Source organism: Stenotrophomonas sp. STEN087 (assembly GCF_056759115.1).
In genome coordinates this window covers 37592-56988 of record NZ_JBRRCR010000025.1, presented here as the reverse complement: position 1 = coordinate 56988, position 19397 = coordinate 37592, and the positions used below count along the sequence as shown (strand labels likewise).

The following is a 19397-nucleotide window of genomic DNA, read 5'->3' as shown; positions in this document are numbered from 1 at the left end:
GCCGCCCGCGGGGGGGGGGGGGGGGGCGGCGGGGGGGGGGGGGGGGGCCCGCGGGCGGGGGGGGGGGGGGTGGGCCCCGGGCGCTACCAGCGATCGCGGAACTGCAGAGTCAGCGCGGCGGCGCAGAAAGTTCACGTGCATCCAGGTAGCCATCGCCGTTGGCATCCTGCTTGTGGAAGCGCTGCACGATCACCTGGCGCTGCTGTTCGCGGGTGATCGGCCTGCCCTTGCCACCCGGCAGTTCGTCGGCGGTCAGCACGCCGTCGCCGTTGCGGTCCATGTGGTCGAAGGCATACAGCATCCACTGCACGTACTCGGCTTCGCTGACCTTGCCGTCGCCGTCGCTGTCCATGCGCTGCAGGTAAGTGGCGGTGTCGGTGACCTGCGCGGAGGCGACCAGCGGCAGCAGGCACAGCAGCGGAACCAGCAGCTCCCTCATGCGCCCACCAGGGTGTAGCCCTTCAACCGCGCGGCGTAGGCCTGCAGGGCGGCAATGCCGCTTTCCTCGGCCTCGTGGCACCACGCCTGCAGGTGGCGCAGGCGCTCGGCGGCATCATGGCCGCGGGCTTCCAGCAGCGCGGCCAGGCGCGCGCGGTACTCCACCAGGGTGCGGATGCGCGGGCGCTGCGCGACCCATTCGCTGAGCTGGGCACGGCTGTCCGGCTGCAGCCAGCGGCCATCGTTGACCAGGCCCCGGCGCAGGCGGCGCGGCAGCAGGCGGCGCAGCTTGGCCCCGGCCTGGGTGGCCTCTTCGCGCAGGGCCGGCATGAACACGTTGCGCTGGTAATCGGTCATTGCCTGGAAGCGGTGCGACAGCAGCGCCTTCAGGGTCTCGGCATCGGGCACGGCGATGTTCGGGCGCACGTCCATGGCTGGCGCCACCCGCAGCACCTTGGCCAGGCGCAGTGCCTGCAGCAGGCGGATCGCGCTCCAGCCGATGTCGAACTCCCAGCGGCGCATCGCAAAGCGCGCCGAGCTGGGGAAAGCATGGTGGTTGTTGTGCAGTTCCTCGCCACCGATCCAGAACGCCCACGGCGTCAGGTTGGTGGAGGTGTCGGCCGACTCGTAGTTGCGGTAGCCCCACCAGTGACCCAGGCCGTTGACCACACCCGCCGCCCAGAACGGAATCCAGGCCATCTGGATCGCCCACAGGGCCACGCCGGGCAGGCCGAACAGCACGCTGTTGATGACCAGCAGCAGCACCGGGCCAAGGGTGGCGCGCGGGGTGTACAGGTGGCGCTCGATGGCATCGTCCGGCGTGCCGCGGCCGTACTGATCGATGTCCGCACGCATGCCGCGGGCTTCGCGGTACAGCTCCACGCCATGCCAGAACACCTTGCCGATGCCGCGGGTGACCGGGCTGTGCGGGTCATCCTCGGTTTCCACCTTGGCGTGGTGCTTGCGGTGGATGGCCACCCACTCGCGGGTGATCATCGAGGTGGTCAGCCACAGCCAGAAGCGGAAGACATGTGCGACCGCCGGATGGAAATCGACCCCGCGATGGGCCTGGCTGCGGTGCAGGTACAAGGTGACCGAGAAGATGGTGAGCTGGGTGAATACCAGCAGCACCGCCAGCATGGCCCAGCCGCCCAGGCCGAACACGCCACCGGTGAGCAGGGAGATCAGGGCATCGGGCATGGCGGCACTCCAGATCGACGCGGGGATGGCAGACATGATGGGCGCTTAAGTTGCAAACTGCACCCTCGCGGCGGTGTTCGTGCACCGTCATAAAGTGCCACCGTTCACAGTTGGGGACCTGAGTTGTCGAGCCTTGATCCGCGCGCCCATGCCGTTACCGCTGCCCCGTCCACCGGGGCGCTGCCCCCGCTGATCGAACTGGACCACGCCAGCGTGGTGCGCGGACAGGTGAAGGTCCTGCACGGGCTCAGCCTGCGCATCGCGCAGGGCCAGCACACCGCGCTGCTGGGCCCGAACGGCTGCGGCAAGTCGACCTTCATCAAGCTGATCACCCGCGAGCTGTACCCGCTGGCCCAGGCCGACGGGCGGGTTGCGGTGAAGGTGCTGGGGCAGAACCGCTGGCAGGTTGATCGGCTGCGCTCGCAGCTGGGCATCGTCACCGGCGACCTCAGCAGCAACCTGTCCGACATGCCCGGCCTGACCGTGGAACAGGCCGTGCTGTCCGGCTTCTTCGCCAGCTATGTGGTGCCGGCGTTCCGCGAGGTGACGGCGGACATGCGGGCACGGGTGGGCGAGACGCTGGCGATGACCGGCGCGCTGGCCCTGCGCGAACGCGCCTATGCGGAACTGTCGGCCGGCGAGACCCGCCGCGTGCTGATCGCCCGCGCCCTGGTCAACCGGCCGCAGGCATTGCTGCTGGACGAGCCGTCCACCGGCCTGGACCTGGTGGCGCGCCAGCAGCTGGTCGCGACCATGCGCGTGCTGGCCCAGCAGGGCATCACCCTGGTGCTGGTCACCCACCATATCGAGGAAGTGATTCCCGAGATCGAGCGGGTGGTGCTGCTGCGCGATGGCCGCGTGCTGGCCGATGGCACCCGCGAGGAACTGCTGCGCGACGAGCCGCTGTCGGCGGTGTTTGGCGGTGCGATCAGCGTGGTGGAACAGAATGGGGTCTTGACCGCGTACGCGGGGTAATCGGCAGCCGAGCATCGGCTCGGCGCTACATCATGCAACGCGGCGGGCCGGTGTATCCGGCCCGCCAGGTTCTGCTCAGAACCGCAGCGCCAACGCGCGCGATTCGATCGGCGCCATCCGGCTCTGGTCCTGCAGCTGCAGGTCACGCAGCTCATACGGTGCGCCGAAGCCGGCCGGCAGCGCGGCCTGGTCGAACGGCAGCACCAGCACGCCACGGCCTGCACCTTCGAACCACGCCGCCGCATGCGCCTGTGCCACCGGCTTCAACTGGCCATCGGCGCCGGTGGCGTACAGCGTGCCGCGCGCCTCGTAACGGCCCGCGGCGGCCACCTGCAGCGGCAGGCTCACCTGGCGGCTGGCCGCATCGGGCGTGGCCTGGCCGCTGAAGCGTGCCGTAGGCTGCGCCACCGCGAAGGCCACCTTGCCATCGCGCAGCACGCCATCGGCCTGGGCAAACACCTGCAGTTCCCACAGCCCCTGCACCGTGCTGGCTTCGGCCGGAATGCGCACCTGCGCGCGCAGGCTGCCATCGGTGGTGCGCAGCAGGCGTTGCGGCCAGCTGCGGCCATCCGGTGCCACCAGCAGGGCTTCACCGCCCAGGCTGTTGCGGCGCGTGGCCAGCGTCGCCGTACTGGCACCATCCTCCAGCAGTCGCGCCTGCAGCTGCACGCTGCCGCCGGCCAGTACCTGCGCCTGGCTGGCCTGCACCTCCAGCCGCACCGGGCTGTTGGGTTCCAGCACCTGCACCACGTAGCGGCCCTGCGCCTGCGCGCTCTGCAGCCGGTAGGCGCCCACTGCGCTGCTGGCACCGGTGCGCAGCATGCTGCTGCCATCGTTCACCGCCATGCCCGCGGCCTGCAGCTGCCGCGCATCGACGCTGCGCGCCACGCTGGTGCGGCCGGCCGCATCGCGCACCTGCAGGGCGTCGGCGGGCAGCGCGCGGGCACCGGCGCCCGGACTGACCTGGATCACCGCATCCGGCGCGGTCAGCGGCAGGTCCAGGCCGCGTTGCAGCTCGGCGGCGTCGACCTGCTGCCAGTAGCTGCGGCTGACCGCCGCGTAAGCGCCCGGTGCCTGCAGCGGCTGCGCCGGATCCAGGGCCCAGGCGAAGGCCAGCGGCACGCGTTCGCTGTCATCGGCCGGCAGCGGCGCGGCCACCAGTGCCGCGGGCACCTGGTCACCGGCAGCGGCGGCACGCAGCGCCTGCGCGGCATGCACCGGTGCGACGGCGAGTGCGGCCAGCACAGCCGCGGCCAGCAGGGTGGAATGGATCTTCATGGTCATCTCCCTCACTGGGTCAGGTCGTTGCGCAGGATCGTGCCGAGGCCGAAGCACTCGCGGCGGCTCTGGTTGTGGCTCAGCGGCTCGGCGCCCTGGGTGCGCGCCTTGTCGGTGAACCACAACGTGCCCGCGGCCTTCTGGCTGCTGCACTCCAGGAAGCCGTCCGAACAGGACGACAGCCAGTTCTGGGTGAACTCCAGGCCGACGTTGGCCGCGTAGCCGCCGCAGTAGCTGTTGCTATCCCACACAGCCGATTCGACATCGCTGCCGACCACCGCGCGGAAGGGCTTGGGCAGTGCCGGTCGGCCTGCGGTGCCGTACAGGTTCTGCGCGTTGTAGGTGGCCATGTGGCCGACCTGCTGCATGCGCACCGCATCGTTCTTGTAGCCCAGCAGCCAGCCCAGCGAGGTTTCGAAGGTGTTGCCGTTGAGCACCGCGTCGGCCAGCGGCGTGCCCGCCGAGGACGGCGCCAGCGCGGTGACCTTGCGCACCGTGCTGATGATCTTCGGGTAGCGGCTGTCGTAGGTGGGGTTGGACAGGATCCAGCGCACCACGTTGCCGCCGTTGGAATGGGTGATGACCACCAGCTGGGTGATGCCGCGGCTGTCGATGAAGCTGGTCAGCTGGTTGGCCAGGCAGCCGGCAGCTTCCGGCTTCCACATGTACTGGGTGAAATCGCAGTTGATGACCACGTAGTTGCTGCTGTTCGGCAGGCCCTGGCGCACGGTGTCGATGATCGCCGGCTGCCAGTAGTCCTGGGTGGCATCGGTCTGGGCGCCGGTGCCGTGCACGAAGGCCACGCCGTAGACATCGGCGGCCTGCGCCGGGGTGCAGGCCAGGCCCAGCAGCAGGGCCAGGGCGGTACTTCCTGTTGCGGTGCTGCGCATCGCATCTCTCCCTCGTCAGCGGATCCCCCCGGCCCGGCTGTGGCCCGATGCTGGCGGCGAACGCGCGTGAAAGTCCGTGCGCTGCGCCCGTATTCGGGAGATTGGCGAAGATGGATGATCTTGTTGCAGGATAATGACTACCCAGAGCCACCATGCCGGGTCTGGCCGTATGACCCATGGACGCTGCGGGCGGCAGGAGGGGCTGCGATCATGGCCGCTGTGTTTCCTGTCTCGAGCCTGCCCATGTCTTTGCCTGCCCTCCCCGCCCGCCCCCTGCTCGGCCTGGCCATCGCCCTGTCGCTGGCCGGTTGCGCGTCCACCGCCACCACACCGACCGCGGTGGAATCCAACGTCACCACCAAGGCGGTGGGCTACCTCGACAAGGCCGCCGTGCCGGCCAGCATCGCCCTGGTGCCGGCGCCGCCGGCAGCCGGTTCGGCCGGCTTCGCGCTGGATGAGCAGGTCAGCCGCGAAGCCCGCGCCCTGCGTGGCACGCCGCGCTTCAGCCAGGCGACCCGCGATGCCGAACTCGGTTTCCCGGCTGGCGCCAACCAGTTCTCCTGCGCCGCCGACATCGACGTCGACGCGGTGAAGACCCCCGCCCTGTACCGCCTGCTGGAGCGCAGCCGCATCGATGCCAGCGCGGCCACCAAGGCCGCCAAGAACCAGTACCAGCGTCCGCGCCCCTTCATGGTCAACGGCGAGCCGACCTGCACGCCCGACGATGAAGCCGGCCTGCGAAAGAACGGCTCCTATCCCTCGGGCCACACCTCCATCGGCTGGGCCTGGGCGCTGATTCTCTCGGAGATCGCGCCGGACCGCGCCGATGCCATCCAGGCGCGTGGCCGCAACTACGGCGAGAGCCGCCTGGTGTGCAACGTGCACTGGCAGAGCGACATCCTCGAAGGGCGTTTCATGGGCGCCGCCGCGGTGGCGCGCCTGCATGACAACGCGGCGTTCAACAAGGATCTGCTGGCGGCGCGCAAGGAGATTGCCGACGCTCGCAAGGCCGGCCTGCATTCCAGCCGCGACTGCGCGGCCGAGGAAGCGGTGCTGAAGGTGCGGCCGGAAAGCGCGCTGTAAGGTCACGCGGATCCCGATGGGGTCAGAGCCCTTTCCTGCGGAAAGGGATCCGACCCCGGCAGGGTCAATGGGGGTCAGATCCCTTTCCGCAGGGAAGGGCTCTGACCCCCGCCGCAGAAAGCAGAAGGGCCGGCATTGCGCCGGCCCTTCTTCATTGCATCACGCCATCAACCGCATCAGAACTTCGCGGTGAACTCGACGCCGAACGTGCGCGGCTCGTTGAGGAAGCCGGTCAGGTTGTTGAAGTCGATCGCGCCGACCACGCGGGTCTGGTTGGTCAGGTTGCGGCCGAACACGGCCACGTCGTACTGGCCGTAATCCCAGTTGTAGCCCACGCGCAGGCCACCTTCCAGCGAGCTGCGGCTGCGGAACTCCGGCGACTCGTACAGGAAGAAGTTCACCGCGCTCTTGTACGCCCAGTCGGTGTAGACGTAGACCTCGCTGGCATCGTTCACCGGGAAGCCGGCACGCAGGGTCAGGTTGTGGATCCACTTCGGCGCCTGCGGCAGCGGGTTGCCGTTGACCAGCGCGTAGGTGCCACCGTTGATGATGGTGGTCGGGTCGGTGATGGTGCAGCCACCGCCACAGATCGCCACGGCCAGATCCTTGTCCTTGATCTCGGTGTCGTTGTAGCTGCTGCCCAGGGTCATCAGCACGTGGTCGGTCAGGTACGCCTCGAAGTCCAGCTCGAAGCCCTGGCCGATGGTCTTGTCGGCGTTGAGCAGGGTGGCGGTGTTGTTGCTGCCACCGACGGCGATCAGCTGCTGGCCATCGACGTTGTAGCGGAACACGTTGAAGCCCAGGCGGGCGCGACGGTCGAACAGGTCGGCCTTGATGCCGGCTTCATACGAGATCACCTTCTCCGAATCGGCCTGGGTGACGCCACCGAAGGCCAGGCGGCCCTGGATCGACGGTGCACGGAAGCCCTTGGCCACGCGCGCATAGGCGTTGATGTTGTCGGTGATCTGGTAGACGCCGCTCAGGTCCCAGCTGACATCGTCGACATCGCTGTTGGCCAGGTACGGGCCGCTGACCGGCGTACCGCCCGGCACGGCCTGCAGCACGCTGGCGGTGAAATCCTTCTTGTCCTGGGTGTAACGCACGCCGGCGCGCAGCTTGAAGCGATCAGTCACATCCAGGTCGCCCGAGGCGAACGCGGCCCAGGCCTTGTTGCGCTGGCTCTGCACGGCGTGGCCAGTCTGCGGGTTGCCCGGGGTCAGCGAGTCGTAGTTGAAGCTGTCGATGGTCACGTCTTCATCGAAGTAGAAGACGCCGGCCTGCCAGTCGAAGCGGCCCCACTCGTTGGATTCGACGCGGAATTCCTGCGTCCACTGGCGGTGACGCGGCAGGCCGTCAGCCGATTCGGACGGGAACGGAATCAGGCCCGGGCCGGAATTGCCGGCGCCCAGGAAGGCCGCACCGTAGCCGCCATCGACGTCGCCGTGGTTCAGCGATTCGGCGGTTTCATAGCCGGTGATCGAGTGCAGGGTGACGCGGCCCAGGTCCCACTTGATGCGTGCGCTGCCGCCCCAGGTTTCCAGGTTGGAGAAGTTCAGGCCGTCGGTGGAGACCTTGTCGCGGTCGAAATTCTCGACCAGCGCGTTGCTGCCCGGCTGGATGATGTTGGCGCGGAACAGGCGCGCAGTGCCGTTGAGCTTGCGCTTGTGCAGGTTGAACAGCGCTTCGACATCATCGCCTTCGTACAGGAACTGCACGCGGCCAGCGGCCTCGTCATAGCCTTCGAAGCCCGAGCTCGGCGCGTTGGCGACGGTGTTGTCGACGTAGTTCTCGCGGCGCTGGTACAGCGCCGACACGCGCGCCGACCAGCGGCTGGTCAGCGGGCCGCCGTAGGCGCCCTGCACGTTCCAGGTGTCATACGTGCCGTAGGACATCTTCACGTAGCCGTCGGCGTCCTGCGACGGACGGGCCGAATCGAACTTCACCACGCCGGCCGGGGTATTGCGGCCGAACAGCGTGCCCTGCGGGCCACGCAGCACTTCCACGCCGGCCAGGTCGAACAGCGGGAAGCCCTTCAGCAGCGGGCTTTCCTGCACCACGTCGTCATACACCAGCGACACCGGCTGCGAAGCGTTGAGATCGAAGTCGGTGTTGCCCAGGCCGCGGATGTAGAAGCGCGGGAAGGCACGGCCGTACGACGATTCGATGTTCAGGCTCGGCACGCGCGCGGACAGGAAGCGGATGTCGTCGCCGGCGGAGCCGAGCACATCCAGCTTCTCGCCCTGGATCGCGGTGATCGCGACCGGCACGTCCTTGGCGTTCTCGACGCGGCGCTGCGCGGTGACCTGGAGGGCATCGAGGGCAACCGGATCCTTGGCAGCGGGGGTTTCCTGGGCGGCTGCTACCAGCGGCAGCAGGGCGGAAAGAGCGGCAACGAGGGGACGCGCGACCGGAGTGCGGCCACGGAAAGTGCGGGTCGGAGACATGGCGGTAGGCTGTGTTTGGAGGGGTAGTGAAACGGCGCTACCAGATAATTGTTGCAATACAGCACCTACGCCGCAAATGCCGATCGTTCATGGCCCCTCACCGGCGGTGCCCCCGGCGGGCCGCTACACTCGGCATTTCCCCTTGCCACAGAGCTGCTGCGATGACCCAGTGGTACTTCCATGCCGCCGGCCAGGCCGAGCGGATCGGCCCGCTCGACGAGGACGCTGCGCGCCATTTTGCGCAGGCCAACCCGCACGCGCTGGCCTGGCGCCAGGGCATGGAAGGGTGGACACCCGTGTCCGAAATCAGCGTCCTGCATGGGTCTGCGGCAGCGGCAGCGCCTGCCGCACCCGCCCCGGCACCGCCGGTCCTGCCCGCTGCAGCACCGGCCACGACTGAAACCGTCAGCAGCAGCGGCGGCCACGGCGATCCGATCGATTTCCGCATCGTCGGCCATGAAATGCAGTTCGTGGAAATCGGCCTGGACCCGGGTGAAAGCGCGATCGCCGAAGCCGGCGCGCTGATGTTCAAGGAATCCACGGTGCAGATGGACACCGTGTTCGGCGACGGCTCGCAGGCCAGCAGCGGCTTCATGGGCAAGGTGATGGCCGCTGGCCGCCGCGTGGTGACCGGCGAAAGCCTGTTCGCCACCGTCTATACCCAGACCGGCACCGGCCGCGGCAAGGTCGCCTTCGCCGCGCCCTACCCCGGCACGGTGCTGCCGATGAAGCTGGACCAGCACGGCGGACGCCTGATCTGCCAGAAGGACAGCTTCCTGGCCGGCGCGCGCGGCGTGCGCATCGGCGTGCAGTTCCAGCGCAGGATCATGACCGGCCTGTTCGGCGGCGAGGGCTTCATCATGCAGAAGCTGGAAGGCGACGGGTGGGTCTTCATCCATGCCGGCGGCTGCGTGGTCGAGCGCGAGCTGGCGGCCGGCGAGCGTCTGGACGTCGATACCGGCTGCGTGGTGGCCTACCACCCGACGGTGGAGATGGACGTGCGCCGGGTCAGCGGCATCAAGAGCATGCTGTTCGGTGGCGAGGGCGTGTTCCTGGCCACCCTGACCGGCCCGGGCAAGGTCTGGCTGCAGTCGCTGCCGTTCTCGCGCCTGGCCGGGCGCATGTGGATGGCCGCGCCGCAGGGTGGCGGCCAGAGCCGTGGCGAAGGCTCGATCCTGGGCGGCCTGGGCCGCACGCTGGGCGGCGACAACCGGTTCTGACCCTGCACTTTAGCGCCGGGCAATGCCCGGCGAGCACAGCGGCACCTGAACCATCCGCCGGGCATGGCCCGGCGCTACCCATGGATTTTGCATCCTTCGGTATGCTGGCGCCCTTTCCTGAATCCGGCGCCCCGAGCGCATTGCCGATGAGCCTGTTCCGCCCCCGTGTGCTGCTGTCCGTCGCCCTGCTCGGCCTGCTGGCCGGTTGCGGTGGCGAAGAGGTCCGCCCCACTCCGCCGCCGCAGCCGACCCTGGTACCGCAAGCCAAGCCGATCAAGATCGGCATCGCCCTCGGTGGCGGCGCGGCCAAGGGCTTTGCCCACATCGGCGTGATCAAGATGCTGGAAGCCAACGGCTTCGAACCGGTGGTGGTGTCAGGCACCAGCGCCGGCAGCGTGGTCGGCGCGCTGTATGCCAGCGGCATGGACGCGTTCCAGATGCAGAGCAAGGCCGTGGCGCTGGATGAAGCCAGCATCCGCGACGTGCGTCTGTTCTCCGGCGGCCTGGTGCAGGGCCAGAAGCTGCAGGACTACGTCAACGAGCAGGTGGCCAACCGCCCGGCCGAGAAGCTGAAGAAGCCGTTCGCCGCGGTCGCCACCCAGCTGGAAACCGGCGAGCGCGCGATCTTCGTGCGCGGCAACGTCGGCCAGGCCGTGCGCGCGTCCAGCAGCATCCCCGGCGTGTTCGAGCCGGTGAAGATCGGTGGCCGCAACTACATCGACGGCGGCGTGGTCAGCCCGGTGCCGGTCGATGCCGCGCGCCAGCTGGGCGCCGAGTTCGTCATCGCCGTGGACATCTCCAGCAAGGCCAGCGGCAAGGCGCCGACCGGCATGCTGGGCATCGTCAACCAGTCGATCTCGATCATGGGCCAGCGCCTGGGCGAGCAGGAACTGGCACGCGCCGACATCGTCATCCGGCCGAAGGTGCTGGACATCGGCGCCGCCGATTTCAGCCAGCGCGGCACCGCCATCCTCGAAGGCGAGAAGGCCGCGATGGCAGCGATGCCGCAGATCCGCGCGAAGATCCTGCAGCTGCAGAAGGCACGCGCCGCTGCACTGGCACCGGCGGCACCGGTGGTGCCGAAGTGCGATGAGCCCTCGCGCCTGGGCAAGCTGATGGGCCGCAAGGACAAGTGCTGAGTGTTGCGGCGCGCCGCTGCTGAGCGGCGCGTGATCGTGTCCTAACGCGCAGGCCGGTAACCGCTGGCCTGCTGCCGCTCGCGCCTGCGGGCCTGGCGCGCCTGTTCCTGCAGCGCCGCGGTGTGCTGCAGCTGTTCCATGCCATCGGCCGGCACGTGCAGCTGGCGGCGGGCACGGGTCAGCGCCAGGTACACCGCGCGCACCGGGTTGTGCCAGATGCGCGCGCCCTGCCCCGCACTGAAGCACCCCGGCGACAGCGAGACCACGTCGAACTGCAGGTTCTTCGCGTGTTCGGCCAGGCACAGCACCACGCGCCCATCGGCGGGCGTGTCCTGGTCATCCAGTGCCTGCAGCAGTGACTGCACGCGGTCGGCGGAGGCGAACAACGCCTGCAGTGCGCCCTGCCCTTCGCCGGCCTGTGTGGACAGGAAACGCTCCTGCGTCTGGTTCGACCCGCTGTCGCGACGGCGCCATGCATCCAGCGGCCCCTGCAACGCGCTGCGCAGCGCGCGCAGCGATGCCGGGTGCAGGTAGGGCCGCAATCCGTGCGCGTGCAGCTGTGCCGCATCCAGGGCCAGATCGGCGACGTTGCCGTGGATGCGCAGGCCTTCGCGTGGCACCTGCGACCAGTCGCGGTAATGCAGCACGCCGGTGGCGCGGTCGGCGGCACCGACGAACGGACCGCTGTCCTGGCCCAGGCCGTCCAGCGCCAGCGTCTGGTTGACCAAACCATCGACCTGGTTGCCCTGGCGCACCGACTGGTGCATTTCCAGCACCTTCGATGCGGCCCAGCGCGGCACGGTGCCGGACAGGCACTGGTGCGGATCACCGAGGCTGACCACGCCGGGCGCATGGCCGGCCAGCAGCTGCTTCCACGACGGGCTCAGATCGTGCGCCTCGTCCACCAGCAGCATGCCCATGTCCTGTGGCGGGGTGACGCCGCGCAGCGCCAGCCACTTGCCGATGTGCGCGGGGCTGAGGCTGAGCAGCGTGCTCCGCTGCAGCTCGGCATCGAACATGCTGCGCCAGACGTGCTCGGCCGCCGCCAGGTAAGGCGCCACGTCGAGCATCGCGGCCGGCACCGAACGGTCGAAATGCTGGAAGGCCATGCGCGGTGCGGACGAGGCGCACCAGCGGTTGATGGCCTCGAAGGCGGTCAGCAGCACCTGCTCCGGGCTGCGCCCGCCGATGCCCTGCAGGCCGATGCGGCCGGCGATCTCGCGCGGGGTGCGGGTGCTGCGTCGGTAGCTGGCGATGAAACCGCCGGTCTGGCCACTGCGCGCGGCGTGCTGGGCCACGCGGTTGGCGAATTCGATCTGGGTCAGCAGGCGCACCGCCGTGCTGGCCGGCACGCGGGCGCGAAAGGCTTCGACCTGCCCGCGCGACGGCGCGATGTAGGTGTAGCGGCCCGGCCGCGCGTCCATCAGCGCCAGCACCAGATGGCCCTTGCCGGTACCAGCGTAGCCATCGAGGTCGATCAGTTCGTCCGGGTTGGCGGCGATCGCCCGCAGCACGCGGGCCTGCTCGGAGGTGTACAGGCCATGGTGTTCGACCGCCCGCGCATCGCTGGCAACGGCCTCGTCCTGGTCGTCGTCCTCATCATCGCTGGCGAACGCGGCCGGGAAACGGATCTCATGTTCGGCCAGGGTTTCCTGGCAGGCCTGCTGCAGGGCCAGGCCGGGGTACTCGCTGGGCGACTGCTCAGTGAAGTCCTGCAGGATCTCCGCCGGAGCCAGCAGCACGCCATGGGCGGCCAGCGCGGCCAGCCAGGCATCGAGTTCCGGCTGGCCACCGCCACCGGCACCGGCAAGCTGCGCGGCCACGCCGTCATGGCTGGCGAACAGCGCGCAGGCCTCGTGCAGCAGGCGCTCGATTTCCGCGGGTGTGTGCAGGCGCGCGCGACACAGCTGCGCGGCCATCAGCCCGGCCTGTTCCAGCGCGGTCTGCGGCGGCGTGCCATGGGCGATGTAGCGCGCCAGCGACTTGCGCTGCAGCGGCAGGAAGGTGGTGGTAAGCACCGGGTGCTGGAGTTCGGACATGCCTGGAACCGGAAAGGAACGCTGCGGCGCGCGCAGGGCGGTGATGCTCGGCTACCCGCCCGGCGCCGTCAAATCGCGGCGGCCGTTCATTCCAGCTGCGACAGCGGCAGCGCCTGGAAGCCCTTCACCGTGCGCAGCACGAAGCTGGAATTGGCATCGGCCACGCCGCCGGCGTTGAGCAGCCTGTCCAGCAGGAAGCGCGAGAAGTGTTCAAGGTCGCGCACGTAGACGTGCAGCAGGTAGTCCATGTCGCCGGTCAGGGCATGGCAGGCCACCACCTCATCCCAGCCCTGCACGCTGTCCACGAAGTGGCCGATGGCGGCCTGGTCGTGCTTTTCCAGCTGCACGCGAACGAAGGCCTGCAGGCCCAGGCGCAGCTGGCGCGGCTCCAGGCGCGCGCCGTAGCCGACGATCACCCCTTCGCTTTCCAGCCGCTGCAGGCGGCGCAGGCAGGCCGACGGCGACAGGTTCACCCGCGTCGCCAACTCCGCGTTGGTGGCGCGACCATCACGCTGGATCTCGGCCAACAGGCGTATATCCGTGCGATCGAACTGGACTTCTCCGGCCATTGCTGCTCCGCAACACGGTGAGTACGCAAGGATATTGCGCCACGGGGCCTGTTACGCGCAACTTTTGCAACCCTGTTGCGCGCGCCCTGCCCTAGCATCACCGGTATCCCTTCAAGGAGTGCCCCATGGACCTCGCCCAGCCCCGCCGCGTCGAACACCAGCAGACCGACAAGGGCTACGTGCCGGTGTACACCACCGCGCTCGTCGAGCAGCCGTGGGAGACCTATACCGCCGACGACCACGCCACCTGGAGCACGCTGTACCAGCGCCAGCGCGAACTGCTGGTCGGCCGCGCCTGCCAGGAGTTCCTGGACGCGCAGGACGAGATGGGCATGAACGCGCACATGATCCCGCGCTTCGACCAGCTCAACGAAGTGCTGGGCGCGGCCACCGGCTGGACCCTGGTGGGCGTGGAAGGCCTGCTGCCGGAACTGGATTTCTTCGACCACCTGGCCAACCGCCGCTTCCCGGTGACCTGGTGGATCCGCCGCCCGGACCAGATCGACTACATCGCCGAACCGGACCTGTTCCATGACCTGTTCGGCCATGTGCCGCTGCTGATGAACCCGGTGTTCGCCGACTTCATGGAGGCCTACGGCCGCGGCGGCGTCAAAGCCCACGCGATCGGCCCGGACGCGCTGCAGAACCTGACCCGCCTGTACTGGTACACGGTGGAGTTCGGCCTGATCGACACCGCCGACGGCCTGCGCATCTACGGCGCCGGCATCGTCTCGTCCAAGGGCGAATCGCTGTACTCGCTGGAATCGGCCGCGCCCAACCGCATCGGCTTCGACCTGCAGCGGATCATGCGTACGAAGTACCGCATCGACACCTTCCAGAAGACCTACTTCGTCATCGACAGCTTCGAGCAGCTGATGCAGGCGACGTCACCGGACTTCACCCCGATATACGCTGCGCTGGCCGACCAGGCGCACCTGCCGGCCGGTGACGTGCAGGCCGACGACTGCGTGTTCCAGGCGGGTACGGGTGAGGGTTGGGCGGACGGCGGGGATGTGTGAGGCGAAGGCTCAGCGCAGGCGCTCAGGAAGTGCCGTTGGGAGCTGATTGAGCCGTTGCAGGACCGCGTGCGCGTGATAGGTGCGCCCCCAGCGGCGATCACTACCGGGGACGAGGATGCCTTCTGCCTCAAGCGCGTAGATCCCTGTCAGGGCTGAGCGATCAGAGACCCCCAGCAAGGCAGCCACCTGGCCTGCCGTCACCACCGGGTGGCCAATCAGCAGGGGCGGAAGCCTGCGCGCCACCGAGTCGCGGCGATAGCCTTGAAGTTCAATCTCCCATGCTGCAGTGAGCCGTGACATGTCATCGGCGATGGAAATCGCATCGTGCGCAGACTCGACCACGGCCTGGCACAGCATATCCATCCATGGCCCCCACTCACCGCGAAGCTGGACCTGGTTGAGCGCGTCGTAGTAGGCGCTTTTGTTGCGTAACAAGGCGCCTGACAGATAGAGCGGCGGGTGGCCTTCGGCGGCGAGGATCAACGGCAGCAGCAGCCTTCCCGTGCGCCCATTGCCGTCCTTGTAGGGATGGATGGTTTCAAACTGGGCGTGGGCAATCGCGAGCTGCGCGATGATGTTGAGTTCGAACTGCTCTTCCTCGGCGGGCTCGTACTTCAACATGGCGCGCTCGAGTTCACGCATCGCTGCGTCGATGCGGTCGGGCGGCGAAGGAATGAAACGGGCATCCTCGGGTCGTCCCCCCAGCGGACCGATGGTGGCCTGCTCCTGGCGGTACCGTCCCTTGGGAAAATCGTCCGGGGCATCCTGCATCAACACCGCGTGGAGCTGATTGACCAGTGCGAGATCGAGCGCCTCGCGACCGCTGGCACGCACGGCATCAAGGCCCTCTTGCAGTGCCTGCACGTAGCGCTCGGTCACCACGACATCGGCAGGCAGACCATCCAGGCCGAGCGTGACCTCAAACACCAGCAGTTCGTCCAGGTTGGTCTGGGTACCCTCGATCTGGGAGCTCTGGACGGCTTCGCGTCGCGCGAGCGTCCGGGTCACCATGTCAGGGGCTGGCCATTGCCGCATCGCCTGATCCAGACGGTCCAGCGATGCATTTGCAGCGATGAGGCGCTGCCGCGAGCCCGTATGCCCTTCAGGCAACCGACGAGGCGTCGGAGGAGGCGTCATGGCCAGCAGATTGGGCCGACCTTCCACGGGAACGAGGTAGGCCTGCAACGGCCCTGCAATGTCTGCGCGACGCATCGGTAATCTCCGCTGGGATCACCCCTATCCTTCAAAAGTCTCCCATGCTTTTGAAGTTTATGCAACTAAACTTCAAAAGCGTTCGGGTGTTTTGAAGTTTCCGGGTAGGCTGGCAGCGCCGCTATCCTGCACGGCATGACTGAAGAATTTGCCGGCCTGCGCGTAACCGACGTCGCCTTCAACGACGACTTCATCCTGCTGACCCTGGCCGATGGCCGCCGCACCCGCCAGCCGCTGCGCTGGGCGCCCGCGCTATTCGAAGCCACGGCCGAACAGCGCGCGCACTGGGTTGCCACCGCCAACGGCCTGGGCGTGAACTGGCCCGCCCTGCTGCCGCCGCGCGAGGCAGGCGTGGTCGATATCCCCAACCAGGTGTGGGATGACCGCTACGAGGCCGCGCTGGCGCGCCTGAAGGCGGCCGCGTGGACGCTGGATGCGCTGTCCGACGAAGACCAGCAGCTGGTGGCGCTGTGGCGCATGGAAGCGGACATCAACAACGGCGGCTTCATGCAGTTCCTGTGCAACTGGGGCGATCCGACCTGCCAGCTGGCGCTGCGTGCGCTGCAGGCGATGGGCGCGGTGCAGACCCACGCGATCCTGGCCGGCATGCGCGGGCTGCTGGACCGGCTGGAGGACGACCCGGCGATCAAACAGCTGCACGACCTGTACGGCGCGATGACCGAGGATGAGCAGGCCGCCCTGCACGCCTTCGACGAAGCCTATTTCGAGCGGCCGGAAGACCTGGCACGGTTGGGGCTGAAGCACTTCGGCCCGGAGCCGGTAGAGTCGAGCTTGCTCGACTGACGCTTTGCCAGGATAAGGAGCATTCGAGCAAGCTCGACTCTACGGTTCAACGCGGGTACGCCAGCAACACCACCAGATCCTCCTCCCCCACCTGCTGCAGCGCGTGCGTGCTGCCTGTGCGGGTCAGCAGCGCGTGGCCCGCGCGCACGTCGTGCTGCTTGCCATCCAGCACGTAGCTGCCCTGCCCGCTCACGATGTAATAGATCTCGTCCTTGTGCTGCGGGTGCAGGCCGATGCCGGCGCCCTTGTGCAGCACGCGCTTGCGCAGCACGAACGGCAGGTCCGTCGCATCGGCGAAGAACGGGTACGCGGTGGTCGGCCCGGCGCCGCCATGCGGGCCGGGCTGCATGCGTGCAACCGTGTCTTCATGCAGCACCTGCGAGGGTCGCTGCGCATCGGCGCCCTGCCCTGCGCCCATCACATCGCAGTCGATGTCACGCACCAGCGCTGGTTTCAGCGCCGGCAGCAGCGGCACCGCCTCGCGCAGCACCAGGCAGGCCACCGCATTGGCACCGGCCACGCTGAAATGAGTGCCGTCGGCCTTGTTCTGCTCGGGCACGAACAGGAAGTACGGCCGCGCACCCTGCTCGCCCAGCGCACGGATCCAGCGCGTGCTGCGGTCGTTGAACTCGATCAGCGCGACGTGCTCGCGCGCCGCCAGCTGCTGCATTGCCAGCGTGTAGCGCGCGTGCGTATCCAGCAGTGATCCGAAGTCGTACAACAGCCGCGCCACCGGCGTGACCAGCACAGGCGTGGCACCCTTGTCGCGCGCCACCTGCACATAGCGCATCAGCAAACGCGGGTAGTCGGTGTCCGGATCGGTATAACGCGTGCGGTCTTCGAACTTCGCATCGTTGTGGCCGAACTGGATCAACAACACGTCGCCGCGGCGCAGCTCGCTGGCGATCGCCTCCAGGCGCCCTTCGTCGATGAAGCTGCGCGTGCTGCGCCCGCCCCTGGCGTGGTTGTGTACCTCGAAACGCGTCGGGTCCAGGTAGCTCTGCAGCGCCTGGCCCCAGCCCGCCTGCGGTGCACGCTCCGGCCCGTACTCGGCGGCGGTGGAATCGCCCGCGATGAACAGCCGCACCGCCGCCGCCTGCGCGGTGGTGCACGAGAGCAGCAACAGCAGCAACAGCCTTCGCATCGCGGGCCCCCGGTAGTGTCGGCCGCTGGCCGGCAACCTCATGAACGATGGACGCATCGCCTTGATGCCGGTCAGCGGCCGGCACTACGCAGACACGTGCGCCTCAGCGCGCCAACCAGCCACCATCGACCGGCAGCACGGCACCGTTGATGTAATCCGATGCCGACGACGCCAGGAACACCGCCGCACCGGCCAGGTCTTCCGGGTTGCCCCAGCGGCCTGCCGGAATGCGCTCGAGAATCGCCTTGTTGCGGTCCGCATCGGCACGCAGGGCGGCCGTGTTGTCGGTGGCCATGTACCCCGGCGCGATGGCATTGATGTTCACGCCCTTGCCCGCCCACTCGTTGGCCAGCAGACGGGTGATGCCGGCGATGCCGCTCTTGCTGGCGGTGTACGACGGCACGCGGACGCCGCCCTGGAACGACAGCATCGAGGCGATGTTGATGATCTTGCCGTGGCCCTGTTCGATGAAGTGGCGGCCGGCGGCCTGCGAGATGAAGAACGCAGACTTGATGTTGACGTTCATCACGTCGTCCCAGTCCTGCTCGCTGAAATCCACCGCATCGGCGCGGCGGATCAGGCCGGCGTTGTTGACCAGGATGTCCAGCCCACCCAGGCCTTCGATGGTTTCGCGTACCACGCGCGCCACCGGCTCGATGCTGATCAGGTTGGCTTCGATGGCCAGGCAGCGGCGGCCCAGCGCGGTGATCTTTTCGATGGTTTCGGTGGGCGGGGCGATGCCGGCCACGGCGACGTCGGCGCCAGCGGCGGCCAGTGCCACGGCGATGCCCTGGCCCAGGCCGGTATTACCACCGGTTACCAGAGCGACCTTGCCTTCCAGGCTGAAGGGATTAGCCATTGCGTATGCGTTCCTTGGTAGAGGCGAGCGGGGATGCGGCGACGGCCGCCGGCACGCGGTGCGCGGCGGCCGGGCAGGGCTTACTTGAGCTGGCAGATGTCCAGCACGTGCATGTCGGTGTAATCCAGGTTCTCGCCGCCCATCGCCCAGATGAAGGCGTAGTTGCTGGTACCGGCACCCATGTGGATCGACCACGGCGGCGACACCACCGCTTCGTTGTTCTGCATGACGATGTGGCGCTGCGCGTCCGGTTCGCCCATGAAATGGTAGACGCGGTCGTTGGCACCCAGGTCGAAGTAGAAATAGACCTCGCTGCGGCGGTCGTGCAGGTGCGGCGGCATGGTGTTCCAGACGCTGCCCGGCTTGAGCACGGTCAGGCCCAGCAGCAGCTGCGAGGACTGGCAGGTGGCCGGCACGATGTACTGGTAGATGGTGCGCTCGTTGCTGGTTTCCAGCGCGCCGCGGTCCAGCGCCACCGCATCCTTGATCGACAGCTGCTTGGTTTCAAAGCGCGCATGGGCCGGGGTCGAGGCCAGGTAGAACTGTGCCGGGTTGGCGGCGTCCTGCGAAGCGAACACGACGTCCTTGCTGCCCATTGCCACGTACAGGCCGTCCTTCGGCCCCAGCGTGTAGACGGTGCCGTCGACGGTGACCGTACCGGTGCCGGTGCCGACGTTGATCACGCCCAGTTCGCGGCGCTCCAGGAACGGATGGCCGGCGGCCGAGGCCGGCTCGGTCTGCGCCGGCAGGGCCAGCGGGGCATCGACCGGGGCCGCGCCGCCGAGCACGAAGCGCTCGTAGTGGGTGTACTTCAGGGTCACCTGGCCGGCATTGAACAGGCCGTCGAGCAGGTACAGCTCGCGCAGCTGGTCGTTGCTGGCGCCCTTGATGGCGTCGGGATGGGTGGCGTAGTGGGTCTTGCAGTACATGGCTTCTCCAGAGCAGGGGGCGGGCCGAAGGGTTCGGCCCCGGCGCGGTTCGTGGTCGATTCTAGCGACGTTGGTAACCGGTGTCATTTTGCGCCGCACGATAGCGGGGCTGGCCGGGTGGGGTGAGGTGGTTGGGGGGCAGGCAGGCGAAGTGT

At 68.3% G+C, this 19397-nt stretch carries 17 protein-coding genes; 6 read left to right on the top strand and 11 right to left on the bottom strand.

The genetic code is table 11. The features are described 5' to 3' along the window. Positions 1-109 precede the first annotated feature (109 nt). The gene (locus ACVOK1_RS09135; RefSeq protein ID WP_481561824.1) at positions 110-439 is read right to left on the bottom strand and encodes an EF-hand domain-containing protein; all 330 of its coding nucleotides are present in this window, start codon (positions 437-439) and stop codon (positions 110-112) included. Continuing rightward, positions 436-1638: a DesA family fatty acid desaturase gene (locus ACVOK1_RS09130; protein ID WP_481561823.1), complete on the bottom strand. Its 1203-nt coding sequence runs from the start codon at positions 1636-1638 to the stop codon at positions 436-438. Before ACVOK1_RS09130 ends, ACVOK1_RS09135 begins: the two co-directional genes overlap by 4 nt. Positions 1639-1827: 189 nt before the next feature. Between ACVOK1_RS09130 and ACVOK1_RS09125 the strand changes: the two genes are divergently transcribed. Then, on the top strand, positions 1828-2613 hold the full coding sequence (locus ACVOK1_RS09125; RefSeq protein ID WP_108770568.1) for an ABC transporter ATP-binding protein: 786 nt from the start codon (positions 1828-1830) through the stop codon (positions 2611-2613). 75 nt (positions 2614-2688) lie between these two features. Here ACVOK1_RS09125 and ACVOK1_RS09120 read toward each other — a convergent pair whose 3' ends face one another. After that, entirely contained in the window at positions 2689-3891 is a 1203-nt protein-coding gene (locus ACVOK1_RS09120; RefSeq protein ID WP_481561822.1) for a DUF4785 domain-containing protein, read from the bottom strand. A gap of 11 nt (positions 3892-3902) precedes the next feature. Next, positions 3903-4781, bottom strand: a complete 879-nt coding sequence (locus tag ACVOK1_RS09115; RefSeq protein ID WP_116864375.1) for a lipase family protein — start codon at positions 4779-4781, stop codon at positions 3903-3905. 243 nt (positions 4782-5024) lie between these two features. Between ACVOK1_RS09115 and ACVOK1_RS09110 the strand changes: the two genes are divergently transcribed. Then, positions 5025-5864 (top strand): acid phosphatase, encoded by an 840-nt coding sequence (locus ACVOK1_RS09110; protein WP_481561821.1) that lies wholly within the window; start codon positions 5025-5027, stop codon positions 5862-5864. A 176-nt stretch (positions 5865-6040) separates the two neighbouring features. Here the strand turns inward: ACVOK1_RS09110 and ACVOK1_RS09105 are convergent, their stop codons facing one another. Next, a complete protein-coding gene (locus ACVOK1_RS09105) occupies positions 6041-8308 on the bottom strand; it encodes a TonB-dependent receptor (RefSeq protein WP_481561820.1) in 2268 nt (755 codons plus the stop codon). A 161-nt stretch (positions 8309-8469) separates the two neighbouring features. Here ACVOK1_RS09105 and ACVOK1_RS09100 point away from each other — a divergent pair, with 161 nt between their 5' ends. Beyond that, positions 8470-9528: a TIGR00266 family protein gene (locus ACVOK1_RS09100; protein WP_481561819.1), complete on the top strand. Its 1059-nt coding sequence runs from the start codon at positions 8470-8472 to the stop codon at positions 9526-9528. A gap of 146 nt (positions 9529-9674) precedes the next feature. Further along, the gene (locus tag ACVOK1_RS09095; RefSeq protein ID WP_481561818.1) at positions 9675-10667 is read left to right on the top strand and encodes a patatin-like phospholipase family protein; all 993 of its coding nucleotides are present in this window, start codon (positions 9675-9677) and stop codon (positions 10665-10667) included. Positions 10668-10708: 41 nt separating this feature from the next. On the opposite strand, the gene ACVOK1_RS09090 is transcribed toward ACVOK1_RS09095, so the two are convergent. Together ACVOK1_RS09090 and ACVOK1_RS09085 are read right to left on the bottom strand one after the other, a co-directional pair. Beyond that, the gene (locus ACVOK1_RS09090; RefSeq protein ID WP_481561817.1) at positions 10709-12706 is read right to left on the bottom strand and encodes a hypothetical protein; all 1998 of its coding nucleotides are present in this window, start codon (positions 12704-12706) and stop codon (positions 10709-10711) included. An 86-nt stretch (positions 12707-12792) separates the two neighbouring features. After that, the gene (locus ACVOK1_RS09085; RefSeq protein ID WP_079224542.1) at positions 12793-13275 is read right to left on the bottom strand and encodes an Lrp/AsnC family transcriptional regulator; all 483 of its coding nucleotides are present in this window, start codon (positions 13273-13275) and stop codon (positions 12793-12795) included. 125 nt (positions 13276-13400) lie between these two features. On the opposite strand from ACVOK1_RS09085, the gene phhA reads away from it, so the two are divergent. After that, a complete protein-coding gene (gene phhA, locus ACVOK1_RS09080) occupies positions 13401-14294 on the top strand; it encodes a phenylalanine 4-monooxygenase (RefSeq protein ID WP_406233724.1) in 894 nt (297 codons plus the stop codon). A gap of 9 nt (positions 14295-14303) precedes the next feature. Here phhA and ACVOK1_RS09075 read toward each other — a convergent pair whose 3' ends face one another. After that, positions 14304-15506 (bottom strand): Fic family protein, encoded by a 1203-nt coding sequence (locus tag ACVOK1_RS09075; RefSeq protein WP_481561816.1) that lies wholly within the window; start codon positions 15504-15506, stop codon positions 14304-14306. A 135-nt stretch (positions 15507-15641) separates the two neighbouring features. Between ACVOK1_RS09075 and ACVOK1_RS09070 the strand changes: the two genes are divergently transcribed. Next, the gene (locus ACVOK1_RS09070; RefSeq protein WP_481561815.1) at positions 15642-16310 is read left to right on the top strand and encodes a DMP19 family protein; all 669 of its coding nucleotides are present in this window, start codon (positions 15642-15644) and stop codon (positions 16308-16310) included. 46 nt (positions 16311-16356) lie between these two features. On the opposite strand, the gene ACVOK1_RS09065 is transcribed toward ACVOK1_RS09070, so the two are convergent. The 3 genes from ACVOK1_RS09065 to kduI all read right to left on the bottom strand — a co-directional run bounded on the left by ACVOK1_RS09065 (position 16357) and on the right by kduI (position 19242). Beyond that, positions 16357-17454, bottom strand: coding sequence for a GDSL-type esterase/lipase family protein (locus ACVOK1_RS09065; RefSeq protein ID WP_481561814.1), 1098 nt, complete (start codon positions 17452-17454; stop codon positions 16357-16359). Positions 17455-17557: 103 nt separating this feature from the next. After that, positions 17558-18313, bottom strand: a complete 756-nt coding sequence (kduD, locus tag ACVOK1_RS09060; protein ID WP_108745609.1) for a 2-dehydro-3-deoxy-D-gluconate 5-dehydrogenase KduD — start codon at positions 18311-18313, stop codon at positions 17558-17560. Between the two features lie 80 nt (positions 18314-18393). Then, on the bottom strand, positions 18394-19242 hold the full coding sequence (gene kduI / locus ACVOK1_RS09055) for a 5-dehydro-4-deoxy-D-glucuronate isomerase (RefSeq protein WP_481561813.1): 849 nt from the start codon (positions 19240-19242) through the stop codon (positions 18394-18396). Positions 19243-19397 lie beyond the last annotated feature (155 nt).